The sequence below is a fragment of the Geodermatophilus sp. SYSU D01045 genome, from assembly GCF_054050295.1.
Map to the genome: position 1 here is coordinate 141,241 of NZ_JBJGZB010000009.1, position 21,954 is coordinate 163,194.

Annotated in this window: 20 protein-coding genes; 6 read left to right on the forward strand and 14 right to left on the reverse strand. The window is 74.8% G+C overall.

Going from position 1 to position 21,954, the window contains the following annotated elements; translation table 11 throughout:
* Positions 1 to 51 precede the first annotated feature (51 nt).
* The 6 genes from xylB to ACI798_RS09715 all read right to left on the reverse strand — a co-directional run bounded on the left by xylB (position 52) and on the right by ACI798_RS09715 (position 8,906).
* Positions 52 to 1,461, reverse strand: coding sequence for a xylulokinase (xylB, locus tag ACI798_RS09690; RefSeq protein ID WP_456941489.1), 1,410 nt, complete (start codon positions 1,459 to 1,461; stop codon positions 52 to 54).
* Positions 1,461 to 2,651 carry a xylose isomerase gene (gene xylA, locus ACI798_RS09695; protein WP_456941488.1) on the reverse strand — a complete coding sequence of 397 codons (1,191 nt, stop codon included), beginning with the start codon at positions 2,649 to 2,651 and terminating at the stop codon, positions 1,461 to 1,463. Before xylA ends, xylB begins: the two co-directional genes overlap by 1 nt.
* 52 nt (positions 2,652 to 2,703) lie before the next feature.
* A complete protein-coding gene (gene arfA, locus ACI798_RS09700) occupies positions 2,704 to 4,206 on the reverse strand; it encodes an arabinosylfuranosidase ArfA (RefSeq protein ID WP_457047812.1) in 1,503 nt (500 codons plus the stop codon).
* On the reverse strand, positions 4,206 to 5,192 hold the full coding sequence (locus tag ACI798_RS09705) for an acetylxylan esterase (protein WP_456941486.1): 987 nt from the start codon (positions 5,190 to 5,192) through the stop codon (positions 4,206 to 4,208). Before ACI798_RS09705 ends, arfA begins: the two co-directional genes overlap by 1 nt.
* Entirely contained in the window at positions 5,192 to 7,549 is a 2,358-nt protein-coding gene (locus ACI798_RS09710) for a beta-xylosidase/alpha-l-arabinosidase (protein WP_457047813.1), read from the reverse strand. The genes ACI798_RS09705 and ACI798_RS09710 overlap by 1 nt, the downstream gene beginning before the upstream one ends.
* An 82-nt stretch (positions 7,550 to 7,631) precedes the next feature.
* On the reverse strand, positions 7,632 to 8,906 hold the full coding sequence (locus ACI798_RS09715) for an endo-1,4-beta-xylanase (protein ID WP_457047814.1): 1,275 nt from the start codon (positions 8,904 to 8,906) through the stop codon (positions 7,632 to 7,634).
* Positions 8,907 to 9,041: 135 nt separating this feature from the next.
* Here ACI798_RS09715 and ACI798_RS09720 point away from each other — a divergent pair, with 135 nt between their 5' ends.
* The 4 genes from ACI798_RS09720 (at position 9,042) to ACI798_RS09735 (ending at position 13,462) form a co-directional block, all read left to right on the forward strand.
* The gene (locus ACI798_RS09720) at positions 9,042 to 10,304 is read left to right on the forward strand and encodes an extracellular solute-binding protein (RefSeq protein WP_456941483.1); all 1,263 of its coding nucleotides are present in this window, start codon (positions 9,042 to 9,044) and stop codon (positions 10,302 to 10,304) included.
* A 7-nt stretch (positions 10,305 to 10,311) separates the two neighbouring features.
* Entirely contained in the window at positions 10,312 to 11,289 is a 978-nt protein-coding gene (locus ACI798_RS09725) for a carbohydrate ABC transporter permease (protein ID WP_456941482.1), read from the forward strand.
* Between the two features lie 37 nt (positions 11,290 to 11,326).
* Entirely contained in the window at positions 11,327 to 12,163 is an 837-nt protein-coding gene (locus ACI798_RS09730; RefSeq protein ID WP_456941481.1) for a carbohydrate ABC transporter permease, read from the forward strand.
* A gap of 192 nt (positions 12,164 to 12,355) precedes the next feature.
* Entirely contained in the window at positions 12,356 to 13,462 is a 1,107-nt protein-coding gene (locus ACI798_RS09735) for a LacI family DNA-binding transcriptional regulator (protein ID WP_456941480.1), read from the forward strand.
* 18 nt (positions 13,463 to 13,480) lie between these two features.
* On the opposite strand, the gene ACI798_RS09740 is transcribed toward ACI798_RS09735, so the two are convergent.
* From ACI798_RS09740 to ald, 8 genes are all read right to left on the reverse strand, one after another.
* A complete protein-coding gene (locus ACI798_RS09740) occupies positions 13,481 to 14,347 on the reverse strand; it encodes a pseudouridine synthase (RefSeq protein ID WP_457047815.1) in 867 nt (288 codons plus the stop codon).
* 55 nt (positions 14,348 to 14,402) lie between these two features.
* Positions 14,403 to 14,816, reverse strand: a complete 414-nt coding sequence (locus tag ACI798_RS09745) for a hypothetical protein (protein ID WP_457047816.1) — start codon at positions 14,814 to 14,816, stop codon at positions 14,403 to 14,405.
* The gene (gene scpB / locus ACI798_RS09750) at positions 14,813 to 15,661 is read right to left on the reverse strand and encodes an SMC-Scp complex subunit ScpB (protein ID WP_457047817.1); all 849 of its coding nucleotides are present in this window, start codon (positions 15,659 to 15,661) and stop codon (positions 14,813 to 14,815) included. The genes ACI798_RS09745 and scpB overlap by 4 nt, the downstream gene beginning before the upstream one ends.
* Entirely contained in the window at positions 15,658 to 16,530 is an 873-nt protein-coding gene (locus tag ACI798_RS09755; protein WP_456941476.1) for a segregation and condensation protein A, read from the reverse strand. The genes scpB and ACI798_RS09755 overlap by 4 nt, the downstream gene beginning before the upstream one ends.
* Before the next feature lie 75 nt (positions 16,531 to 16,605).
* A complete protein-coding gene (locus ACI798_RS09760; RefSeq protein WP_456941475.1) occupies positions 16,606 to 17,100 on the reverse strand; it encodes a hypothetical protein in 495 nt (164 codons plus the stop codon).
* On the reverse strand, positions 17,097 to 18,002 hold the full coding sequence (locus ACI798_RS09765; RefSeq protein ID WP_456941474.1) for a ParA family protein: 906 nt from the start codon (positions 18,000 to 18,002) through the stop codon (positions 17,097 to 17,099). The genes ACI798_RS09760 and ACI798_RS09765 overlap by 4 nt, the downstream gene beginning before the upstream one ends.
* Before the next feature lie 200 nt (positions 18,003 to 18,202).
* Positions 18,203 to 19,177, reverse strand: coding sequence for a site-specific tyrosine recombinase XerD (locus ACI798_RS09770; protein ID WP_457047818.1), 975 nt, complete (start codon positions 19,175 to 19,177; stop codon positions 18,203 to 18,205).
* Complete coding sequence (gene ald / locus ACI798_RS09775) at positions 19,156 to 20,271, reverse strand: alanine dehydrogenase (RefSeq protein ID WP_456941472.1); 1,116 nt, start codon at positions 20,269 to 20,271, stop codon at positions 19,156 to 19,158. Before ald ends, ACI798_RS09770 begins: the two co-directional genes overlap by 22 nt.
* A 180-nt stretch (positions 20,272 to 20,451) precedes the next feature.
* On the opposite strand from ald, the gene ACI798_RS09780 reads away from it, so the two are divergent.
* Together ACI798_RS09780 and ACI798_RS09785 are read left to right on the forward strand one after the other, a co-directional pair.
* Positions 20,452 to 21,132 carry a hypothetical protein gene (locus tag ACI798_RS09780; RefSeq protein ID WP_456941471.1) on the forward strand — a complete coding sequence of 227 codons (681 nt, stop codon included), beginning with the start codon at positions 20,452 to 20,454 and terminating at the stop codon, positions 21,130 to 21,132.
* A 48-nt stretch (positions 21,133 to 21,180) separates the two neighbouring features.
* Positions 21,181 to 21,864: a hypothetical protein gene (locus tag ACI798_RS09785; RefSeq protein WP_457047819.1), complete on the forward strand. Its 684-nt coding sequence runs from the start codon at positions 21,181 to 21,183 to the stop codon at positions 21,862 to 21,864.
* Positions 21,865 to 21,954: the final 90 nt, after the last annotated feature.

The window sequence follows — 21,954 nt, forward strand, 5'->3', positions numbered from 1 at the left end:
GTGCTCCTCGGGGGTACGGCGACGGTGCCGGTGGTGCGGGGGTGGGTCAGGTCAGGTCCGGTTCGCGGTGAGGTCGCGGACCTCGGCGTAGCGCTCGCGGACGGCGGGGGTCGGGTCGGCCTCGTGCACCTCGGTGCCCGGCCGCGGCCACTCGGGTGCGGTGTCCGCGCCGGACAGCACCCAGGCGGCCTGGCGGGCGGCGCCGTCGGCCACGTACTCCCCCGGCGGCGGCACGAGCACCGGCACGCCGAGGACGGCGGGGGCGATCCGGCGGACCGCCTCCGAGCGGGCGCCGCCGCCGACGAGGAACACCCGGCGCACCTCCGCGCCGGTGGCGCGGACGGCGTCGAGGCCGTCGGCGAGGCCGCACAGCAGCCCCTCGACGGCGGCGCGGGCGAGCGAGGCGGGGGTGGAGGTGGCCAGCGTCAGCCCGTGCAGCGCGCCGGTGGAGTCGGGACGGTCCGGCGTGCGCTCGCCCTCCAGGTAGGGCACGAGGACCAGGCCGCCGGCGCCGGCCGGGGCCGACAGCGCCAGCCGGGACAGCTCGTCGTGGCCGACGCCGAGCAGCCGCGCGGTGGCGTCGAGGACGCGGGCGGCGTTGAGCGTGGCCACCAGCGGCAGGTAGTTGCCGGTGGCGTCGGCGAACCCGGCGACGGCGCCGCTGGGGTCGGCGGCCGGGGTGGTGGAGACGATCGACACGACGCCGGAGGTGCCGATCGAGCAGACGACGTCGCCGGGCTCGGCGGCCAGGCCCAGCGCCGCGGCGGCGTTGTCGCCGGTGCCGGGGCCGAGGACGGCGCCGCTGGTGCCGCCCCACGCCACCGCCCCGGCGGCCTCGGCCGGGCCGAGCACCCGCGGCAGCACCGGCGTGCTGCCGAAGGCGCGCTGCAGCAGGTCGGGGCGGTACTCCCCCGTCGCCGCCGACCAGTACCCGGTGCCGCTGGCGTCGCCGCGGTCGGTGACCAGCGAGTCCAGGCCCGGCTCCCCGGCCAGGACCCAGGTCAGCCAGTCGTGCGGCAGGCACACCGCGGCCGTGCGCTTCGCGTTGTCGGGCTCGTGCTCGGCCAGCCAGCGCAGCTTGGTGACGGTGAACGACGCCACCGGCACCAGGCCGACGGCGTCGGCCCACGCCTGCGGGCCGCCGAGCTCGCGGGTGAGGTCGGCGGCCGCGCCGGCGGAGCGGGTGTCGTTCCAGAGCAGGGCGTCGCGCACGACCCGGCCGTCCTCGTCGAGGCAGACCATGCCGTGCTGCTGGCCGCCCACGGCGACGGCGGCGACGTCGTCGAGCCCGCCGGCCTGCGCCACCGCCTGCTCCAGGGCGGCCGCCCAGGCCGCGGGGGCCACCTCGGTGCCGTCGGGGTGCGGCGCCCGGCCCTCGCGCACGAGGGCACCGGACGCCGCGTCCCGGACGACGACCTTGCAGGCCTGGGTCGAGGTGTCGACCCCCGCGACCAGTGCCATCAGCGGGCGCCGAGCAGGTGCTCGAGGGCCAGCTGGGACAGGCGGACCTGGCCACCGCGGCGGCCGCCGGCGGCCGCGGCGTCGAAGTCCTCGAACGCCGAGCGGTCGGCCAGCAGCTGCTCGTAGGACTCGCCGTCGCCGAGGGTCGGCTGGGCGAGCTCGGGCACGGCGGCGTCGGCGAGGGCCTCCTGCACCTCCGGGTCGGCGCGGAACGCGGCGGCCCGCTCCTTGAGCAGCAGGTAGGTGCGCATGTTGGCCTCGGCCGACTCCCAGACGCCCTTCACGTCCTCGGTGCGCAGCGGCTTGTAGTCGAAGTGGCGGGGGCCCTCGTAGCGGGCGCCGCCGGACGGGAAGCCGTTCTCCAGCAGGTCGACGGTGGCGAACGCCGACAGCAGGTCGCCGTGACCGAAGACGAAGTCCTGGTCGTAGCGCGGGCCCTTCTGCCCGTTGAGGTCGATGTGGAAGAGCTTGCCCTGCCACAGCGCCTGGGCGATGCCGTGCGTGTAGTTGAGGCCGGCCATCTGCTCGTGCCCGACCTCGGGGTTCACGCCCACCAGGTCGGCGTGCTCGAGGGTGTGGATGAAGGCGATCGCGTGGCCGATGGTCGGCAGGAAGATGTCGCCGCGCGGCTCGTTGGGCTTGGGCTCCAGGGCGAAGCGCAGGCCGTAGCCGCGGTCCTCGGAGTACTGCGCCAGGGTGTCGAGGCCCTCGCGGTAGCGGTCGAGCGCGGCCTTGAGGTCCTTGGCGCTGTCGACCTCGGCGCCCTCGCGGCCACCCCACAGCACGTAGGTCTGCGCGCCGAGCTCGGCGGCGAGGTCCATGTTGCGCATGACCTTGCGCAGCGCGAACCGGCGGACGCCGCGGTCGTTGGCGGTGAGCCCGCCCTCCTTGAACACCGGGTGGGTGAACAGGTTGGTGGTCACCATCGGCACGACCAGGCCGGTGTCGGCCAGCGCCTTCTTGAACGCGTCGATCCGCTGGGTGCGGGCGGTGTCGTCGCTGCCGAACGGGATCAGGTCGTCGTCGTGGAAGGTGACGCCGTAGGCGCCGAGCTCGGCGAGCCGGTGCACGCTCTCGACCGGGTCGAGATCGGGGCGGGTGGCCTCGCCGAACGGGTCGCGCGCCGGCCAGCCGACCGTCCAGAGGCCGAAGGAGAACTTGTCCTCGCGGGTGGGCTGAGGTGTCGACATGGGGGTTCCTCTCGGGTGCGGTGCGGTGCGGGGGTGGAGTCGGGATCTGCGGTCAGCGGAGGGAGACGGCTGTCCAGGAGACCGGCGGCAGGCTCATCCGGAGCCCGCCCTCGATCAAAGCCGTTCGGGCGTTCGGCTGCAGCCGGACCCGGTCCTGCCGGTCACTGGTGTTGGCCGCGTGCGGGTCCGGGTCGGAGAGCGTCAGTGCCTCCTCGACGGTGCTCACGCCCAGCGGTGCGAGGTCGACGGAGACCTCCGCCTCCTCCGTCTGCGAGCGGTTCACGAGGAAGAGCGCGGCCACGCCGTCGTCGGCCGTGGCGGCGGCGTCGACGACGGGCACCTCGCCGTACTCGGCGGTGTCGTAGCCGGGGCACTCGACGCCCACCCGGAGGGAGACGCCGCGCGCCAGGCGCGCGGTGGTCGCGAACGGGAAGAAGGTCGACCTCCGCCACGCCGGTCCCTGCGGCTCGGCCGCGATCGGGGCGATCACGTTGACGAGCTGGGCCATCGAGGCGCTCGTGACCCGGTCCGCGTGCCGGATCAGCGACATCAGCAGGCTCCCCACGACGACGCCGTCGGCCACGGTGTAGGGCTCCTCGCTGATGGCCGGCGCGAGGGGCCAGTCGTCGATGCGCCTGGCGAGGCCGGCCGGCACCTTCGACAGGTACCAGACGTTCCACTCGTCGAAGGAGATGTCGATGGTCCGCTGGCTCTTGCGGACGGCCTTCACGTGGTCGGCGGTGGCGACGACCGTCTCGATGAACCGGTCCATGTCCGTCGCAGAGGCGAGGAAGGACCCGAGGTCGCCGTCCTTCTCCTCGTAGTACGCGTGGCAGGAGATGAAGTCCACGTCGTCGTAGGCGTGGGTGAGGACGGTGCGCTCCCACTCCCCGAAGGTCGGCATGGTCGCGCCCGACGAGCCGCAGGCGACCAGCTCGATGTCGGGGTCGACCTGGCGCATGGCCTTCGCGGTCCGGGCGGCGAGCTTCCCGTAGTCGTCCGCGGACCGCTGGCCGAGCTGCCACGGACCGTCCATCTCGTTCCCGAGGCACCACATCCGGACGTCGAACGGCTGCCGGCGCCCGTTCCGGATCCGCTGCTCCGCGAGCGTCGTGCCGGAGGGCACGTTCGCGTACTCGAGCAGGTCGAGCGCCTCGAGGGTGCCGCGGGTGCCGAGGTTCAGGGCGAGCATGAGCTCGGCGCCGACCTCCTCCAGCCACGAGGCGAACTCGTGCAGCCCGACCTCGTTGGTCTCCGTGCTGTGCCACGCGAGGTTGAGCCGGACGGGGCGGTCCTCACGGGGCCCGACGCCGTCCTCCCACCGGAACCCGGAGACGAAGTTCCCGCCGGGATACCGGACCGTCGTCACCCCCATCTCCCTGACGAGGTCGATCACGTCGCGGCGGAAGCCGTCCTCGTCCGCCGTCGGGTGCCCCGGCTCGTAGATGCCGCCGTACACGCCGCGTCCCATGTGCTCGACGAAGGCGCCGAAGAGGCGGCGGGACACCGGGCCCACCGGTCGCGTCCGGTCGACGGTGAGGCGTGCGTGCAGCATCAGGCGCCCCGCCCCTCGAGCCGGCTGCGCAGCCAGGTCAGCTGCGCGCGCTGCTGGAAGGCCTCCCCGCCCTCGTGGTCGTTGAACGGGTAGACCTCGATCTCCTTGGGTCCGGCGTACGCGTGGTACGCCGCGAAGACCGTCGACGGCGGGCAGACCTCGTCCATGAGGGCGACGGAGAACAGTGCCGGTGCCGACGACCGCCGGGCGAGGACCGCGCCGTCGAAGTACGAGAGCGTCCGGAAGACGCGGTCCACGCGGTCGCGGTGGGCCCTGAGGTACCGCACGATCTCGCCGTACGGGTCGCCGGGGGCGACGCGCGTGGCGCGCGGGAAGTCGCAGAGGAACGGCACGTCGGGCATGACCGCCCGCACCCCGTCGGCCAGCGCGGAGACGGCCAGGGCGAGGCCGCCGCCCTGGCTGGTGCCGGTGACCGCGACCCGGTCGCCGTCGACCTCGGGGTGGCCCCGCAGCACCTCGACGGCCCGCGTGGCGTCGGTGTAGACGCGCCGGTAGTAGTAGTCCTCCGGCGCCAGCACGCCCCGGGTCAGGAACCCGGGCTGCGCCGCGGCGGAGCCCACCGGGTCGCCGGTGTCCCCCACCGACCAGCCGCTGCCCTGCCCGCGCGTGTCCACGACCAGCTGGGCGAAGCCCGCCGACGCCCAGAACGCGTGCTCGTGCGGCAGACCCCGTCCGCCGTTGTAGCCCTGGAACTGGACGACCCCGGGCAGCGCGCCGTCGCCGCGCAGCGCGCGGGCAGGCAGGTGCAGCCAGGCGCGGACCTCGGACCCGCCGGAGCCGGCGAAGGACACGTCCTGGGTCTCGACGGTCACCAGCCCGGTGTCGACCGGCGTGCAGGACACGTCCAGCGGGCGCTCGGCCGCCTCGGCCAGGGTCGTCTCCCAGAAGTCCCAGAGGTCGTCCGGGGCCGGGAGGTCCGGGCGGTAGCGCCGGAGCTCCTCGAGCGGGAGGTCGGTGTGCGGCATCAGTCGGTGGCCGTTCCCGGCTCCACGACGGTCCCGGGGTGCAGCACCCGCTCGAACCCGACCGTGCGGCGGCCGCCGGTGAGCGTGAACCTCAGCGTCTCCCGCACGTCGGCGCTGGAGGCGCCCACCCGCAGCTCCACCTCACCCGGCTCGACGATCCGCGCGCCGTCCCGCCCCGTGAAGGAGGTGAGGTCGGCGTGCAGGCTGAACCGGACGGTCGCGGTGGACCCCGGCGCGAGGTCGACCCGCCGGGCGGCGACGAGGGCCTGCACCGGCCGGACCACCTCGGCCACGGGGTCGTGCAGGTAGACCTGCACGACCTCGGTCACCTCGCGGTCAGTGTCGTTGCGGAGCTCGACCTCCAGCTCGGCCGTGCCGTCGGTGTCCCACTCCGGACCGCCGACCGGGCGGACGCCGGCCCAGGTGGCGGCGCCGTAGCCCAGCCCGTGGCCGAAGGGGAACAGCGGGGTCGGGTCCACCGTGCTCACGTCGGTGCGCCGGCCCAGCGGCGCCGCGAGATAGGTCGCCGGCTGGCTGCTCCCCGCGCGCGGGAAGCTCACCGGCAGCCGGCCGGACGGGGACACCCGCCCGCTGAGGACGTCGGCCACCGCCGGGCCGCCCTCCTCGCCCGGGAAGAACCCGCACACCACCGCGGCGAGCCGGTCCACCTGGCGCGACAGCTCGTAGGGGCGCCCGGCGAGCAGGACCAGCACGACCGGCTTCCCCGTCGCGAGCAGTGCCTCGAGCAGCTCCTCCTGACGGCCGGGCAGCCGCAGGTCGACAGCGTCGCAGCCCTCCCCCGAGGTGCCGTTGCCGAACAGGCCTGCCTTGTCGCCGAGGACGGCGACGCACACGTCGGCGTCGGCCGCGGCTCGGGCGGCGGCCGCGATCCCCTCGTCGTCGCCACCCAGCACCGGGCAGCCCTCCGCGACGACGACGTCGAACGCCTCCGGGGCCGCCTCCAGCGCGTCGGCGAGCGTCGGGATGTCGACGCCCACGGGCACGTCCGGGTGGTGCACGCCGACGTGCATCGGGAACGAGTAGCAGCCGAGCATCGCCTGGGCGGTGTCGGCGCGGGGACCGACCACCGCCAGGCGCAGCCCGGGCCGCAGCGGCAGCGTCCCGTCGTTGGCGAGCAGCACGACCGAGCGGCGGGCGAGCTCCCCGGCGACGGCCCGGGACTCCTCGGAGTCCAGGCTCACCGCTCCGTCCAGGACCGCCGGCGAGTCCGGGGACCAGTCGGCGTCGAGCAGGCCGAGCTCGCACTTCTGCAGCAGCACCCGGCGCAGCGCCCGGTCCACCAGGCCCTCGTCCACGGCTCCGCCGCGCACCGCCTCGACCAGCGGCCGGCCGTAGCAGTTCACGGTCGGCAGCTCCACGTCGATCCCCGCCTCCAGGGCACGCGCGGCCGCCTCCGCCGGCGAGGCCGCCACGCCGTGCAGGGTCTGGAGGAAGGCGATCGAGAAGTAGTCGGCGACGACCGTGCCGGTGAACCCGTAGGTCTCCCGCAACAGGGACGTGAGCAGCGCCGGGTCCGCCGCGGCGGGCACGCCGTCGATGTCGGTGTAGGAGTTCATCACCGACCGGGCACCCGCCCGCAGGGCCATCTCGAACGGTGGGAGGAACACGTCGGCGATCTCCCGGGGGCCGGCCGAGACCGGCGCGAGGTTGCGCCCCGCCCGGGAGCCGGAGTAGCCGACGAAGTGCTTGAGGGTCGCCACGACGCCGCTGGACTCCAGGCCGCGGACGTAGGCGCTGCCGATCGTGCCCACGAGGTGCGGGTCCTCGCCCATGGTCTCCTCGACCCGTCCCCAGCGCAGGTCGCGGGCGACGTCGAGGACTGGGGCGAGCCCCTGGTGGACGCCGAGCCGGCGCATGCCCTCCCCGATGAGCGCGCCCATCCGCTCCACCAGGTCCGGGTCGAAGCTGGCCGCCCAGCACAGCGGCGAGGGGAAGACGGTCGCCGTCCACGCCGCGAGACCCGTGAGGCACTCCTCGTGCACCAGCGCGGGGATCCCGAAGCGGCCGGCCGCCACGATCTGCCGCTGGCTCTCCGCCAGGCCCTTGGCCCCCACGAACGGGTCGACGGGCGCGGTCCCGAACGGCCGGGTCAGCTGCCCCAGCCCGCTGCGGATCAGCTCGCTCCAGTCCACCGGCGCCGCGGCCATGTCGTGCTGGTGCGGGGCCACCTCGCCCTCGGTCTCGTCGATGCCCACCCAGACGCCGTACAGCTGGGCGACCTTCTCCTCCAGCGTCATGCGGGAGACGAGGTCTGCGACCCGGTTCTCCGCGGGGACGGCGGGGTCCCGCCACGGCGCCTGTCCGGTGTCCCTGCCGATCTCGTCGTTGGTACCCATGCCCTCGGGAGTCCGTCCAATCTCGTCGTTGTGATCGCGGTGGGCCGGCGTCGCCGGCGGTGCTGGGTGGTCGGTGCAGCGGTCAGGCCAGGGTGACCTCCGGCTGCAGCGCGTCGGGCCGCAGCGTCCAGGACCCGGAGCCGTCCTCCGCCGACACCAGGTAGTCGCCGGCCCACCCGCGCACCGACACCCGGCCCTCGCCGTCGGTCCGCAGCCGGGTCGGCGCGAGCCACCACTCCCCCTTGACCAGGCCGCGGAGGGCGTCGTACGCCGGCTTGGGAGTGCCGTCGGCGCGCACCAGGCCCGCGGGTGCGCCGAGCCAGGACCCCCGGTCGGTGATGCCCCAGTAGGTCACGGCCTGGACCGCGGGGTGCGACAGGAGCGTCCGGTAGTGGCGGACGACGTCGTCGGCCTGCCGCTCCTCGCCCTGGGGCGTCGACGGCCACTCGTCGACCTGGTGGTCGTTCAGGTCCACGATCTCCGGCGGCATCAGGTCCCCGGACACCAGGGTCGTCTCGGTCCAGTGCAGCGGGAGGCCGTAGCGCGCGAACCGCTCCAGGACCGCCAGCGTCCGCTCCTCGCCCCAGTAGCCCTGGTGCATGTGGCTCTGCAGACCGATCGCGTCGACCTGCACCCCGGCTTCGAGGACTCCCTCGATGAGGCACTCGTACGCCGTCGACAGGTTGAAGTCGTTCAGGACCAGCGTGGTCGCCGGGTTCGCCGCGCGCGCCTCCTCGAAGGCCAGGCGGATGGTCGGGATGCGACCGATGCGGCGGCACAGGCGGGTGATCGCGTTCTGCCTGTCCTCGTTCGCGAAGACCGGCATGATCACGACCTCGTTGATCGCGTCCCAGGTGTCGACCAGCCCCGCGAAGGCCCCGACCTCCCTCCGGACCCGCGCCCGCACGATCTCCTCGACCTCCTGGTCGGGGTACTCCCTCAGCCAGTCCGGGGCGAGCGTGTGCCAGACCAGCGGGTGGCCCTTGACGGACACGCCCCGTTCCCGGAACCACGCTGCCGCGGCCTGCAGGCGGCGGGTGTCGGGCTGCCCCTCCACCGGCTCGAAGCCGGCCCAGTAGAACGGGAGGGTGGCGGTGTTGAACAGGTCGAGCCAGAGGTGCTCGAGCCGCTCGGCCGCCGCCGGGTCGGCGCCGCCGAAGACGTTCTCGCGGGACTCGCCCCGCTCCCCGTTGGCCAGCCCCACGAAGTCGAAGCCGATGTTGCCGAAGGCGAAGTCGTGCCGCACCTGCTCGACCACCACCTCCCGGTCCGCGCAGGGCGAACCGTCGGCGTGGCGCACGGTCAGCGTGGCCTCGGAACACCGGACGTCGGAGACGGTGGATGTGGAGCAGGTCACCTCGAAATCGTTATCGACAACGATTGACAGCGCAAGACCTTGCTGCCACCTTCTTCGAATGTGTTCCACGCCACCGAGGCGTGCGGAGTGACGAAGGGGTCAGACATGCGGCGTACGGGGCGAGCAGCTCTCTCTGTGCTGTGCAGCAGTGCGGTGCTGCTGACGGCCACTGCCTGTGGCGGTGGCGACAGCAGCGCCTCGGGAGGCGACGACAACACGATCACCTGGTGGCACAACTCGAACAACGAGCCCGGCAGGGGCTACTACGAGCAGGTGGCCGCCGACTTCGAGGAGGCCAACCCGGGCGTCGAGGTCGAGGTCGTCGCCATGGCCCACGAGGACATGGTCGACAAGCTCGAGGCGGCGTTCCAGAGCGGCGACGTGCCGGACGTCTACATGGAGCGCGGCGGCGGCGAGCTGGCCGACCACGTGGAGGCCGGCCTGGTGCGCGACCTGTCCGAGGACGCGGCGGAGGAGATCGACAAGGTCGGCGGCTCCGTCGCCGGCTGGCAGGTGGAGGACAAGACCTACGCGCTGCCGTTCTCCGTCGGCGTCGTGGGCTTCTGGTACAACACCGAGCTCTTCCAGCAGGCGGGCATCACGGCGCCGCCGACCACGATGGAGGAGCTGGCCTCCACGATCGAGACCCTGAAGGGCGCCGGCATCACGCCGATCTCGCTCGGCGCGGGCGACAAGTGGCCCGCCGCCCACTACTGGTACTACGCGGCGGTGCGCGCGTGCTCCGAGGACGTGCTGACCGACGCGGTCACCAGCCTCGACTTCTCCGACCCGTGCTTCGTCCAGGCGGGCGAGGAGGTCCAGGCGGTCATCGACACCGAGCCCTTCAACCCCGGCTTCCTGACGACGCCGGCCCAGGAGGGTGCCACGTCGGCCTCGGGCCTGCTGGCGACCGGGCAGGTCGCGATGGAGCTGACGGGCCACTGGGAGCCCGGCGTCATGCAGGGCCTCACCGAGGACGGCCAGGGCCTCGGCGACAGGACCGGCTGGTTCCCGTTCCCGGCGGTCCAGGGCGGCGAGGGTGACCCCCAGGCCCAGCTCGGTGGCGGCGACGCGTGGGCCGTCGCGCAGAGCGCTCCGGACGAGGCGGTCGACCTCGTGAAGTACCTGCTCTCCGACGAGGTGCAGACGGGCTTCGCCGAGAACGACATGGGTCTCCCGACGAACCCGGCGGCCTACGGCTCGGTCTCCGACCCGGCGCTCGCCCGGCTGCTCGAGGTCCGCGACGCGGCGCCCTACGTCCAGCTGTACTTCGACACCGCGTTCGGGGCGTCGGTCGGTGGTGCGATGAACGACGCGATCGCGCTGCAGTTCGCGGGCGAGGCGACGCCGCAGGACATCGTGGACCAGACCCAGCAGGCCGCCGACCAGGAGGGATGATCCGACGATGACCTCCCAGGGCGCCGTGACGGCGGCTGACCCGGGGACCGCGGTCACCCGGCGCGCGCAGGCGCGCCGGGTGACCGGCCGTTCCGGTCGTGACAGGGGCCGGAAGCGCCTGGAGATCCTCTTCTTCGTGGCGCCGGCCCTGGTGCTGATGGCGATCTTCGTCGTCTACCCGGTCTTCTCCGCAGCCCGGATGTCGTTCTACCGTTGGAAGGGCTTCGGCCCGATGGTGGACTTCGTCGGGCTGCAGAACTACGTCCGCGTGCTGGCCGACGAGGTCTTCACCGACGCGGTCGTGCACAACTTCATCATCGTCTTCGCGTCGATCCTCGTGCAGCTGCCGCTGGGCCTGGCGCTGGCGCTGCTGCTCAACCGCCGCATCAGGGCGCGAGGCGTGCTGCGGACGATCATCTTCGTCCCGTACGTGCTGGCCGAGGTGATCGCCGGCGTCGTGTGGTTCCAGCTGCTGCAGCCCCGGACCGGCCTCATCGAGACCATGCTGACGTCGGTGGGGCTCCCGGTCCCCGCGCAGGGCTTCCTCGGCACCCCCGACCTGGCCCTGGCCACGGTGTTCGTCGTGCTCACGTGGAAGTACCTCGGCCTGGCCGTGCTGCTGTTCCTGGCCGGGCTGCAGGGGGTCCCCGACGAGCTCCACGAAGCCGCGCAGCTCGACGGGGCCTCGTGGTGGCAGGTCCAGCGCCGCATCGCGATCCCGCTGCTCGCGCCCACCATCCGGACCTGGGTCTTCCTGTCCATGATCGGCTCCCTGCAGCTGTTCGACATGGTCTGGATCCTCACCGGCGGGGGACCGGCGAACGCGACGACGACGATGGCGACGTACCTGGTCAGCCAGGGCACGCAGCGGGGCAACTTCGGGATCGCCGGAGCCGCGTCGGTCGTGCTGTTCCTGATCGGGTTCGCGATGGCCGTCGCCTACCAGCTGCTGGTGCTGCGCCGCGACACGAAGGCGGACACGTGAACCCGGTGGACGAGACACGCGAGAGGAGTGCCCGGTGATGGCCCGACGGGCGACGACGTACGGGCGGGGCGGCCCGCTGGTCTACCTGGTGGCGCTCGCGGTCGTGGCGCTCACGCTGGGGCCGGTGCTCTACGGCGCACTCGGCGGCTTCCGCAGCAACGAGCAGCTGGCGCGGGACCCCGCCGGGCTCCCCGACCCGTGGGTGCTGGAGAACTACACCGGCGTCCTCACCAACCCGGCCTTCTGGCAGTACGCGCTGAACTCCACGGTGATCGCCCTCCTCACCACGGCCGTGGCGGTGCTGGCGGGCGTGATGGCCGCCTACCCCCTGGCGCGCTACCAGTTCAGGTTCCGGGAACCGCTGTTCCTGGTGTTCGTCCTGGGGTTGCTCTTCCCGGCGGCCGTGGCGATCGTCCCGCTGTTCATCCTCGTGACGCGCGACCTGCAGCTGGGCAACACCTGGTGGGGGGTCGCCCTGCCGCAGGCGGCGTTCGCGCTGCCGACCACGGTCGTGATCCTGCGGCCCTTCCTGATGGCGCTGCCCCGGGAGGTCGAGGAGGCGGCCATGATCGACGGCGCCTCCCGGATCGGCATCTTCTGGCGGATGGCGCTGCCGCTGTCGATGCCCGGGCTGGTCACGGTCGGCGTCCTCGCCTTCGTCGCGTCCTGGAACGCCTACCTCCTCCCGCTGCTGCTGCTCCAGGGGGAGATGCGCACCCTCCCGCTGGGCGTGGCCGACTACTCGACCGAGCACTCGGCCGACACCGCGGGGGTGCTGGCGTTCACGACCATCGCGATGATCCCGGCGCTGATGCTGTTCCTGGCCATGCAGCGGCGCATCGTGGGCGGGCTGCAGGGGGCGGTCAAGGGCTGAGCCGGCTCCGGCGCCCGGAGCCGTGCGGACCGGCTCCGGCGCCCGGAGCCGTGCGGACCGGCTCCGACCCGGGTCCTCCGTGTCCGACTACCTGGACAGTGCGCTGTCCTCGACAGTGCACTGTCCAGGACGGCGCAGCACCCACCCCCGGCGATCCGACCACCGAGGGCCCGACCGAGAAGAGGTTGACCCATGCAGCTCGACTCCCCGAGTGACGACGTCGTCGGCTCCGCCCTCCTCGGGGGGCCGGGCAACGGGACGACCGACGGGCACCCTCCCGCGCCGTCCCTCCGCGGCCGGGTGACGATGCAGCAGGTGGCCGCGGAGGCCGGCGTCTCGATCTCCACCGTGTCGAAGGTCATCAACGGGCGGTACGGCGTGTCCGCCGAGACCGTCGACCACGTGGCCCGGGTGATCGATCGCCTCGGCTACGAGGCGAGCCTCGTCGCACGCAGCCTGCGCAACCGCCGTACCAACGTCATCGGCCTCCTCGTCATGGACTTCGAGCCCTTCAGCACCGAGGTCCTCAAGGGGGTGGCCGACGCCGTCCACGGCTCCGGCTACGAGCTGATCGCCTACTCCGCCGGCGGGCACGTCGAGGCGCACACGGGGTGGGAGCGCCGATCGCTGAGCCGGTTGATGGCGACGCTCGTCGACGGTGCCGTGCTCGTCACGCCGACCGTGACGGACGTCCCGGCCGACGGACCGGTGGTGGCGGTCGATCCGCAGGCCGGGCCGTCGCGGCTGCCCTCGGTGGCTGCGGACAACCTGCAGGGTGCGCGGATCGGCGTGGAGCACCTGCTCGCGTCCGGACACACCCGGATCGGCATGATCACCGGACGGTCGGACCTACTGTCCGCGCAGCAACGCGAGCAGGGCTACCGCCATGCGCTCGGCGCCGCCGGGTTGCCCGTGGACGAGACGCTGGTGCGGTCCGGCGGCTTCGACCCGGAGCTGGCGCGTGAGGCGGCCCGCGAGCTCCTCTCACGCCCCGAGCCACCGACCGCGGTGTTCGCGGCCAACGACCTCTCGGCGCTGGCGACCCTGGAGGTCGCGACCGAGCTGGGTCTGGACGTACCGCGTCAGCTCTCGGTGGTGGGCTTCGACAACATCCCGGAGTCCGCACTCGCCGATCCCCCGCTGACCACGGTGCAGCAGCCGATCCGGCGGATGGGCGAGGAGGCCGCGAAGATGCTCCTGACCCTCATCGCCGGCGGTGAGCTCCCCCAGCAGCACCGCACGCTGACGACCTCGCTGCTGCTGCGGGCGTCCACCGCCCCTCCGGAACGGGCGCGCTGACCGGGCCCGGGTCCTCCGTCAGAGCCCGACGAGCTCCTCGAGCGCGCCGACCTCCTGGCGGGTGAGCCGGCGGATCGAGCCGCTGCGCATCCGCTGCAGCGAGACCGGCCCGATGGCGGTGCGGGTCAGCCGGGACACCGGCAGGCCCACCGCGGCCAGCAGCCGCCGGACGACGTGCTTGCGGCCCTCGTGCAGCACGACCTCGACGACCGACTGGCCGGCGTGGGTGTCCACGACGTGGAAGGCGTCCACCTTCACCGGGCCGTCGTCGAGCTCGATCCCGGCGCGCAGCCGGCGGTGCAGGTCGCGCGGGACCGACCCGGACACCTGCGCCAGGTAGGTCTTCTTCACCTCGTAGGAGGGGTGCGCGAGCCGGTGCGCCAGCTCGCCGTCGTTGGTGACCAGCAGCAGGCCCTCGGTGTCCTGGTCGAGCCGGCCGACGTGCACCAGCCCGGGCGCGAGGTCGCCGACCATGTCGCCGACGGTGGGACGGTCGCGGTCGTCGCTCATCGCGGTGATGACGCCCGGCGGCTTGTTGAGCGCGTAGGTGACCCGGTCGTCGCGCAGCTCGATCCGCCGCCCGTCGACGGCGATCTTGTCCGTGTGCGGGTCCACGCGCATGCCCTGCACGGTGACGACGCGGCCGTTCACGCTGATCCGGCCGCGGTCGATCATCTCCTCGCAGACGCGGCGGGAGCCGACGCCGGCGCGGGCGAGCACCTTCTGCAGCCGCTCCCCCTCGCGCTCCGCCGGCGCGGCGGACGGCTCGCGGTCGCCGGGGTGGGCCGGGGCGAGCTCCATGTCCTCCGACCAGCCCTCACCGCCGGGGGTGCCGGGGGCCTCGTCGGGGTCGGTGTACTCGTCGCTGTGCGGTGCGGTGTCCATGTCGCCCTCCAGTCTCCCACCCCCGTGACGGGAGCCGGCCGGTGCGGCAGGACGGTCAGCAGTTCTCCCGGCCGTAGGCGTCCACGGCCTCGCCGGAGGAGGTCAGGTCCTCCTGCAGCTCCTGCAGCCGCGGCGCCAGGTCGGCGTTCGCCGAGGGGTCGGCGAGGTCGGCCTCGCCGAGCAGGTCCGACAGCGCCCGCCAGGAGGTGACCAGGTCGCCCCAGTCCGCGGCCACCCCCTCCGGCGGCTCGACGGCCTCCAGCCGGCCGACCGCCTCCTCGACCACCTGCGGCGCCGACTGCGGGTCGGCCGCGACGGCCTCCACGTCGCCGGTGACGTCCTCCAGCAGCCCGGGGACCTCCTCGCAGAAGGCCTCCTGCCGCTGCGCCTCCTCCGACGAGCAGCCGGCCGCGGCCAGCGCGCAGAGTGCGAGCGCGGCGGCGGTGCGCGGGGTCCTGTGGCCGGTCACCGGTCCGGGTCCTCCTCACGGGCGAGCACGGTGGGGTCGGGCAGCAGCGGCGCCAGCGGCGGGAGCTCCTCGAGGCCGGTGAGCCCGAGCCGCTCGAGGAACAGCGGCGTCGTGCCGTAGAGCCCGCCGCCGCTGTCGGGGTCGGTGCCGACCTCGGCGACCAGGCCGCGGGCGAGCAGGGTGCGCATGACGCCGTCGACGCCGACCCCGCGGATCGCCGACACCCGCGCGCGGGTCACCGGCTGCCGGTAGGCGATGACGGCGAGGGTCTCCAGCGCCGCCTGGGTCAGCCGGGTCCGCTGCCCCTCGGCCAGGTGCCGCTCGACGACGGGCGCGAACTCCTCGCGGGTGTAGAACCGCCAGCCCTCCCCCGCCCGGCGCAGCGTGATGCCGGACCGGCGTGCGTCGTGGTCGGCGGCGAGGTCGGCCAGCGCGGTCCGCACCCGGGCGACCGGGCAGCGCAGCGCGCCGGCCAGCGTCGCCTCGTCGACCGGCCCGTCGGCGACGAACAGCAGCGCCTCCAGCCCGCCGCGCAGCTCCGCCGGGTCGAGCTCCACCTCCGGCTCCGGCTCGGGCGCCGGCGGCGGCTCGGGCATCCCCGGGAGGACGAGCGGCTCCTCGGGGACGGGCGGGACGTCGTCGTGCGCCGGCGCCGGCCGCTCGGCGACGCGGGCGGCGAGCTCCGCGGCGACGGCGTCCCACACCGCGGGGTCGGCCGCGTCCGGGCGCCCGGGGTCCTGCTCGCGGGTGGCCTCGAGCTCGGCGGCCAGGGTCTCCCAGGAGATCGGGCCCCGCCCCTCCGGCTCCTGCCCGGCCGGCTCCTGCTGCTCCGGCCGGTCGGTCACGGCAGGTCCTCCGTCGCCACGTCGTCGGCGGGGTCGTCGGCGGGGTCGTCGGCGGGGTCGTCGGCGGGGTCCTCCCCCGCGGGACCGGACGGGACCGGCCCGGTCCAGCGCACGTGCAGCTCCCCCAGCGGCGTCAGCTGGGTGAAGGTGACCCGCTGCTGCCGGTAGAGCTCCAGCAGCGCGAGGAAGCGGGCCACGACCTCCAGGGTCGAGCCGCACCCGGCGGTCAGCGCCCGGAAGGTGAGCGTCCCGGCGCCGATCAACGCGGTGCGCACGGCGAGCAGCTGCTCGGCCACGCTCACCGGCGGGGCGTGCAGGTGGGAGACGCCGACGGTCGGCGGCTCCTTCGGCGCGAGCGCCTTGGCGGCGAGCGCGGCGAACCGCTCCGGCGTCACGCCGAGCAGCACCTCGGGCAGCAGCCCGGCGAACCGCGGCTCCAGCGGCGCCTCACGGGGGTACCGGCCGGCGGCGACGGTCTCGCGCTCGCGGAGGAACGCGGCGGCCTGCTTGTAGGCGCGGTACTGCAGCAGCCGGGCGAAGAGCAGGTCGCGGGCCTCGAGCAGCTCGAGGTCCTCCTCGTCCTCGATCTCGGCGGCGGGCAGCAGCCGCGCGGCCTTGAGGTCGAGCAGGGTCGAGGCGACGACGAGGAACTCGCTGGCCTGGTCGAGGTCGAGCTCGTCGCCGAGCGCCCGCAGGTGGGCGATGAACTCGTCGGTGACCACCGACAGGGCGATCTCGGTGACGTCGAGCTGGTGCTTGCCGATCAGCTGGAGCAGCAGGTCGAACGGGCCCTCGAAGTTGGTGAGCCGCACGGTGAAGCGCGCCGGCTCCGCCGGGCGCTCCGCCACCGCCTGCACCTCACCGCTCACGGGGAGCAAGCGTATGCGCCCTGGCCCCCGTGCAGGGGCCCGCCGCGAGCGTGCGAGGGGCGGGGGCGTCCGTCGTCAGCCCCGGAGCCGGCGCACCAGCACCGAGTCCTCGCCCTGCTCCTCGAGGTCGGCGAGCAGCACCGCGATCGCCTCGCGCACGATGCGGCCGCGGTCGGCGGCCACGCCGTGCTGGGCGCGCAGCGTGAGCCGGGCGCTCTCCAGGCCCAGCAGCTCCTCGGCCGAGAGGTAGACGGTGATCTTCTCGTCGTGCTTGGTCCGGCCGTTGCCCGCGGCCCGGGCGGGCTTGCCGCGGGTGCGGGCGCCGGGGGCCGGGGCGGGGCCCGGGGTGCGGAAGGCGGCCAGCGCGTCGGCCGGCGCGCCGCCGGGGACCAGCGTGAGCGGGGCTGGCGCCTCCTCGGCGGGGGGCGGCTCCACCGCGCGGCGGGCACCCCGCAGCGCCGGGGAGCTGACCGCCGAGCTCACGCTCGGCAGCTCGGTGACCTCCGCCTGCGGCACGTCGGTGCGGCGGAACAGCTCGGCCGCGCCGGGGAGGACGGGGCGACGCGTCACAGGGCGATGACCTCCTTGGCCAGGTCGCGGTAGGCGGCCGCACCCGAGGAGGTCGGCGCCCAGGTGGTGATCGGCTGGCCGGCGACGGTCGTCTCCGGGAAGCGCACGGTGCGCTGGATGACCGTCTGGAACACGGTGTCGCCGAAGGCCTCGACCACCCGGCTGAACACCTCCCGGCAGTGCACGGTCCGGGTGTCGTACATCGTGGCGAGGATCCCGGAGATCTCCAGCTCGGGGTTGAGCCGCTCGCGCACCTTGTCGATCGTGTCGACCAGCAGCGCCACGCCGCGCAGCGAGAAGAACTCGCACTCCAGCGGGATGACCACGCCGTGCGCCGCGGTCAGGGCGTTGACCGTGAGCAGGCCCAGCGAGGGCTGGCAGTCGATGAGGACGTAGTCGTACTCGTCGCGGACGTCGGCCAGCTTGCGCATGAGCGTCTGCTCGCGGGCGACCTCGCTGACCAGCTGCACCTCGGCGGCGGACAGGTCGATGTTGCTCGGCACCAGGTCCAGGCCGGGCACGTCGGTGGGCACGCGGACGTCGGCCAGCGTGGTCCGCGGCTCCATGAGCGCGTTGTAGATCGTGCGGTCCAGCTGCTGGGAGGGCACGCCCAGGCCGACCGACAGCGCGCCCTGCGGGTCCAGGTCGACCAGCAGCACCTTGCGGCCGTACTCGACCAGCGCGGCGCCCAGGTTGATCGTCGACGTCGTCTTGCCGACGCCGCCCTTCTGGTTGCACATCGCGATGACCCGCGCCGGGCCGTGCTGCGTCAGCGGCGGCGGCTCGGGGAGCCTGCGCTGCCGCGCGCGGGCAGGGTCCAGCTTCGAGGCGGCCGCACCCATCTCCCCGCCGTCGGCCGGGAGTGCGAGCGCCTGGCCGGCCACGTCCCCTCGGATCGCCATGAGTCGCCACTCCTCCGTGCTCCCCGGCGGAGCCGGCCGCGGTCTCGGCCGGCCCGGTCCGCTCGGGTCGTCTGCGACGGTAGGGAGATCAACTCGAACGATCCACGGGACACGCCGGTTGCTGGCGGATGTCGCCCAGGTTCCGGCGTACCGGCGGGTAGCCGTGGGCAGGACCTGCCAGACGGGCCGCCCCGCACTCGTCAGGACAGGGCCCTCGGGTGGCTGCTGGCGTAGACCTCGCGCAACTTGTCGACGGTGACCAGCGTGTAGACCTGGGTGGTCGTGACCGACGCGTGGCCGAGCAGCTCCTGCACCACGCGGACGTCGGCGCCGCCGTCGAGCAGGTGGGTGGCGAACGAGTGCCGCAGCGTGTGCGGCGAGACGTGCTCGAGGTCCAGCCCGCCCCGCTCGGCCGCCGACCGCAGGATCGCCCAGGCGCTCTGCCGGGACAGCGGCCCGCCACGGGCGTTGAGGAACAGCCGCCCGCCGCGGACCCCGCCCCGGCCCGCGGCGGCCAGGGCCGGCCGGGCGCGCACCAGGTAGTCCTCGACGGCGCGCAGCGCGTAGCTGCCCACCGGCACGATCCGCTCCTTGCCGCCCTTGCCGGCCAGCCGCACCACGGCCTGGCCGCGGTCGAGGTCGTCGACGGCGAGGCCGACCGCCTCCGAGATGCGGGCGCCGGTGCCGTAGAGCACCTCGAGCAGCGCCCGGTCGCGCAGCCCGCGCGGCCCCTCCACCGAGCCCGCGGCCTCGATCAGCGCCGCCACCGCCTCGACCGGGATCGCCTTGGGCAGCCGCCGCGCCGGCGCGGGCGGGCGGACCTCCGCGGCGACGTCGCCGGGCACCAGCCCGTCGAGCAGCGCGAAGCGGTGCAGCCCGCGGACGGCGACGACGGCGCGCGCGGCCGAGGTGGCCGACAGCGGCGGGTGCTCGTCGTCGCCGGCCCGCAGCGCCGCGAGGAACCCGGAGACGTCGCTCTCGGCGACCTCCCCCAGGCCCCGGACCCCGGCGTCGGCGAGGAACCGCGTGTACCGGCGCAGGTCGCGCCGGTAGGAGGCGATGGTGTTGGCGGCCAGGCCACGCTCGACGGCGAGGTGGTCGAGGTAGCCGCTCACCACCCGCTCGACGTCGGGACCGGCACCCAGCGTCGCGGTCAGGGCAGGACCTCCTCCCACGGCACGGCGGTCATCCCGTGCGCCTCGGCCACCTCGGACAGCGTCACCTGCCCGGCGACGACGTTGACGCCGTGCGCGAGCGCCGGGTCCGCGGCGACGGCCGCCCGCGTCCCCTGCTCGGCCAAGGCCATGACGTAGGGCAGCGTCACGTTGGTGAGCGCGTGCGTGGAGGTGTTCGGGACGGCGCCGGGCATGTTCGCCACGCAGTAGAACACCGACTCGTGCACCCGGAAGGTCGGGTCGTCGTGTGTCGTGGGACGGGAGTCCTCGAAGCACCCGCCCTGGTCGACGGCGATGTCGACGAGCACCGAGCCCGGCTTCATGCGGCTGACCAGCTCGTTGCTCACCAGGGTGGGCGCCTTGGCGCCGGGGACCAGCACCGCGCCGATCACCAGGTCGGCGTCGAGGACGGCGCGCTCGACCTCGTAGGCGTTGGAGGTCACCGTCTGCAGGTGGCCCCGGTAGACGCGGTCGGCGGCGCGCAGCTTGTCGACGTCGCGGTCGAGGACGACGACCTCGGCCTGCATACCCAGGGCGATGGTCGCGGCGTTCATGCCCGACACCCCGGCGCCGATGACGACGACCTTGGCCGCGTACACGCCCGACACCCCGCCGAGCAGGACGCCGCGGCCGCCGTGCGCGCGCTCGAGGCTGTGCGCGCCGACCTGCGGCGCCATCCGCCCGGCGACCTCGCTCATCGGCGCGAGCAGCGGCAGCGCGCCGCCGGCCGTCTGCACGGTCTCGTAGGCGATGGCGGTGGTGCCGGAGGCGACCAGCGCCTCGGTGCACGCCCGCGACGCGGCCAGGTGGAGGTAGGTGAACAGCGTCTGCCCGGCGCGCAGCCGCCCGTACTCCTCCTCGACCGGCTCCTTGACCTTGAGCAGCAGGTCGGCGTCGGCCCAGACGTCGTCGGCGCCGCCGACGATCCGCGCGCCGGCGGCGGTGTAGTCGGCGTCGGGGATGGAGCTGCCCTCCCCCGCGCCCTGCTCGACGAGCACCGTGTGCCCGGCCCGGGTCAGCTCCGTGACCCCGGCCGGGGTCAACGCCACCCGGTACTCCCTGTTCTTGACCTCGCGGGGCACCCCGACGCGCATGACCAACTCCTGGTTGTCGACCGGGCCGAGGTCGTCGGCCCGCGCCTGCCGTCTGCTCCCGGGTGAGGGAGCTCACTCCCGGACCCTAGGGCCTGGCCCGTCCCGTGCTGCCGGGACGGTGCGCAGCGCCGACGATGGCGGGGGCCCCGATGCGTCGCCGAACCCCGGGAGGACCCGCTGATGCGCCTGTACGCCGCCCGACCCGACCACCGCCTGCGCCAGGTGGGTGCCGACGCCGGCCTGCTCGCCTGGGTCGTGCTGTGGGTGCTGGTGGCGCGCGCGGTGCACGGGGCGGTGCTGGCGCTGGCCGCGCCCGGCCGGGCGGTGGAGGACCTCGGGTCGTCGGTGGCCGACAGCATGGGCTCGGCCGCGGACGCCGCACAGGACGTGCCGGTGGTCGGCGACGAGCTGTCCTCGCCGTTCGACGCGCTGGGCGACGCCGCGGGCTCCGTGCGGGGCGCCGGGCAGGCGGCGCAGGACGCCGTCGGCACGCTCGCGCTGGTGCTCGCCGTCGTCCTGGTGCTGCTGCCGGTGGGCTGGCTGCTGCTGCGCTGGCTGCCGTGGCGGCTGCGCTGGGTGCAGGAGGCCACGGCGGTGCAGCGGCTGGCCGCCGGCCCCGACCCGGACCTGCACCTGCTCGCCGCCCGCGCCGTCGCCACCGCCCCGCTCCCCCGGCTGGCCGCGCTGCCGCCGGGGACCGGTGCGGCCTGGCAGGCCGGCGACCCCGCCGCGGTGCGGGCGCTGGCCGCACTCGAGGCCGGCCGGCTCGGGCTGCGGCTGCCCGCGCCGGACGCCGCGGGCTCCGGGGCGACCTCATCCGCGCCCGGGTCCGGCGCCACCGCGCCCCCGCTCTCGGGTTGAGTCCCCGCACGGCGGTGCCGATGTCCCCTCCCGAGCCGGGAGGTGTCCGTGGGACGAGCGAGACGGCGGCGGGGCGCTGCCGCCCGCCGGGTGGCCGGCGGGATCGCCGGGCGGGTGGCCGCCGTGGCGGCGGTGGGGCTGGTCGCGCTGTCGGCGCCGGCCACGGACCTCGCCGCGCAGGTGACCGCCTCGTGGGCGCCGTTCCGCGACGCGGGCACCGCCGGCGGCCCGGAGCCCGCGCGCGTGGCCGACGCTCCGCAGCCGGTCGCCGCGGCGCCCGAGCCGGTGGTCGACGCCCCGGTGCTCGCGCTGCCGGTGCCGCGCCGGCTGCACGTCGAGGTGCCGAGCCCGCTGGTCCCGCACGGCGAGCCGCTGCGGACCACGCCGCCGCCCGCGCAGTGCGGCGGGTACGGCGGCCTGCGCCAGGTGCCGCCGGGCGTCGTCCCCGGGGTGGGGTCGGCGACGGTGAGCTGGCAGGCCGACGGCCGCGAGGCGGTGCAGGGCTACCGGGTGACGGCGGTCAGCCAGCAGCTGGTCGCCGGCCCGCAGCCGGCGCCGCCGCAGGTGACCGTCGGGCAGCGCGGCGACTGCGGCGAGGTGACCGCCGTCCTCGGCGGCCTGACCAGCGGGGTCCCCTACGTCTTCTGGCTCGAGGAGCTCGTCCTCGACGCCGGCACGCAGGTCACCGGGTACGAGCAGGTCGGCTGGTCCGCCCCCGTCGTCATCGGCTGACGCGGCTCGGGGGGGGGGGGGGGGGGGGGGGGGGGGGCGCGGGGGGGGGGGGGGGGGGGGGGGGGGGGGCGGGGGGGGGGCGGCGGGGGG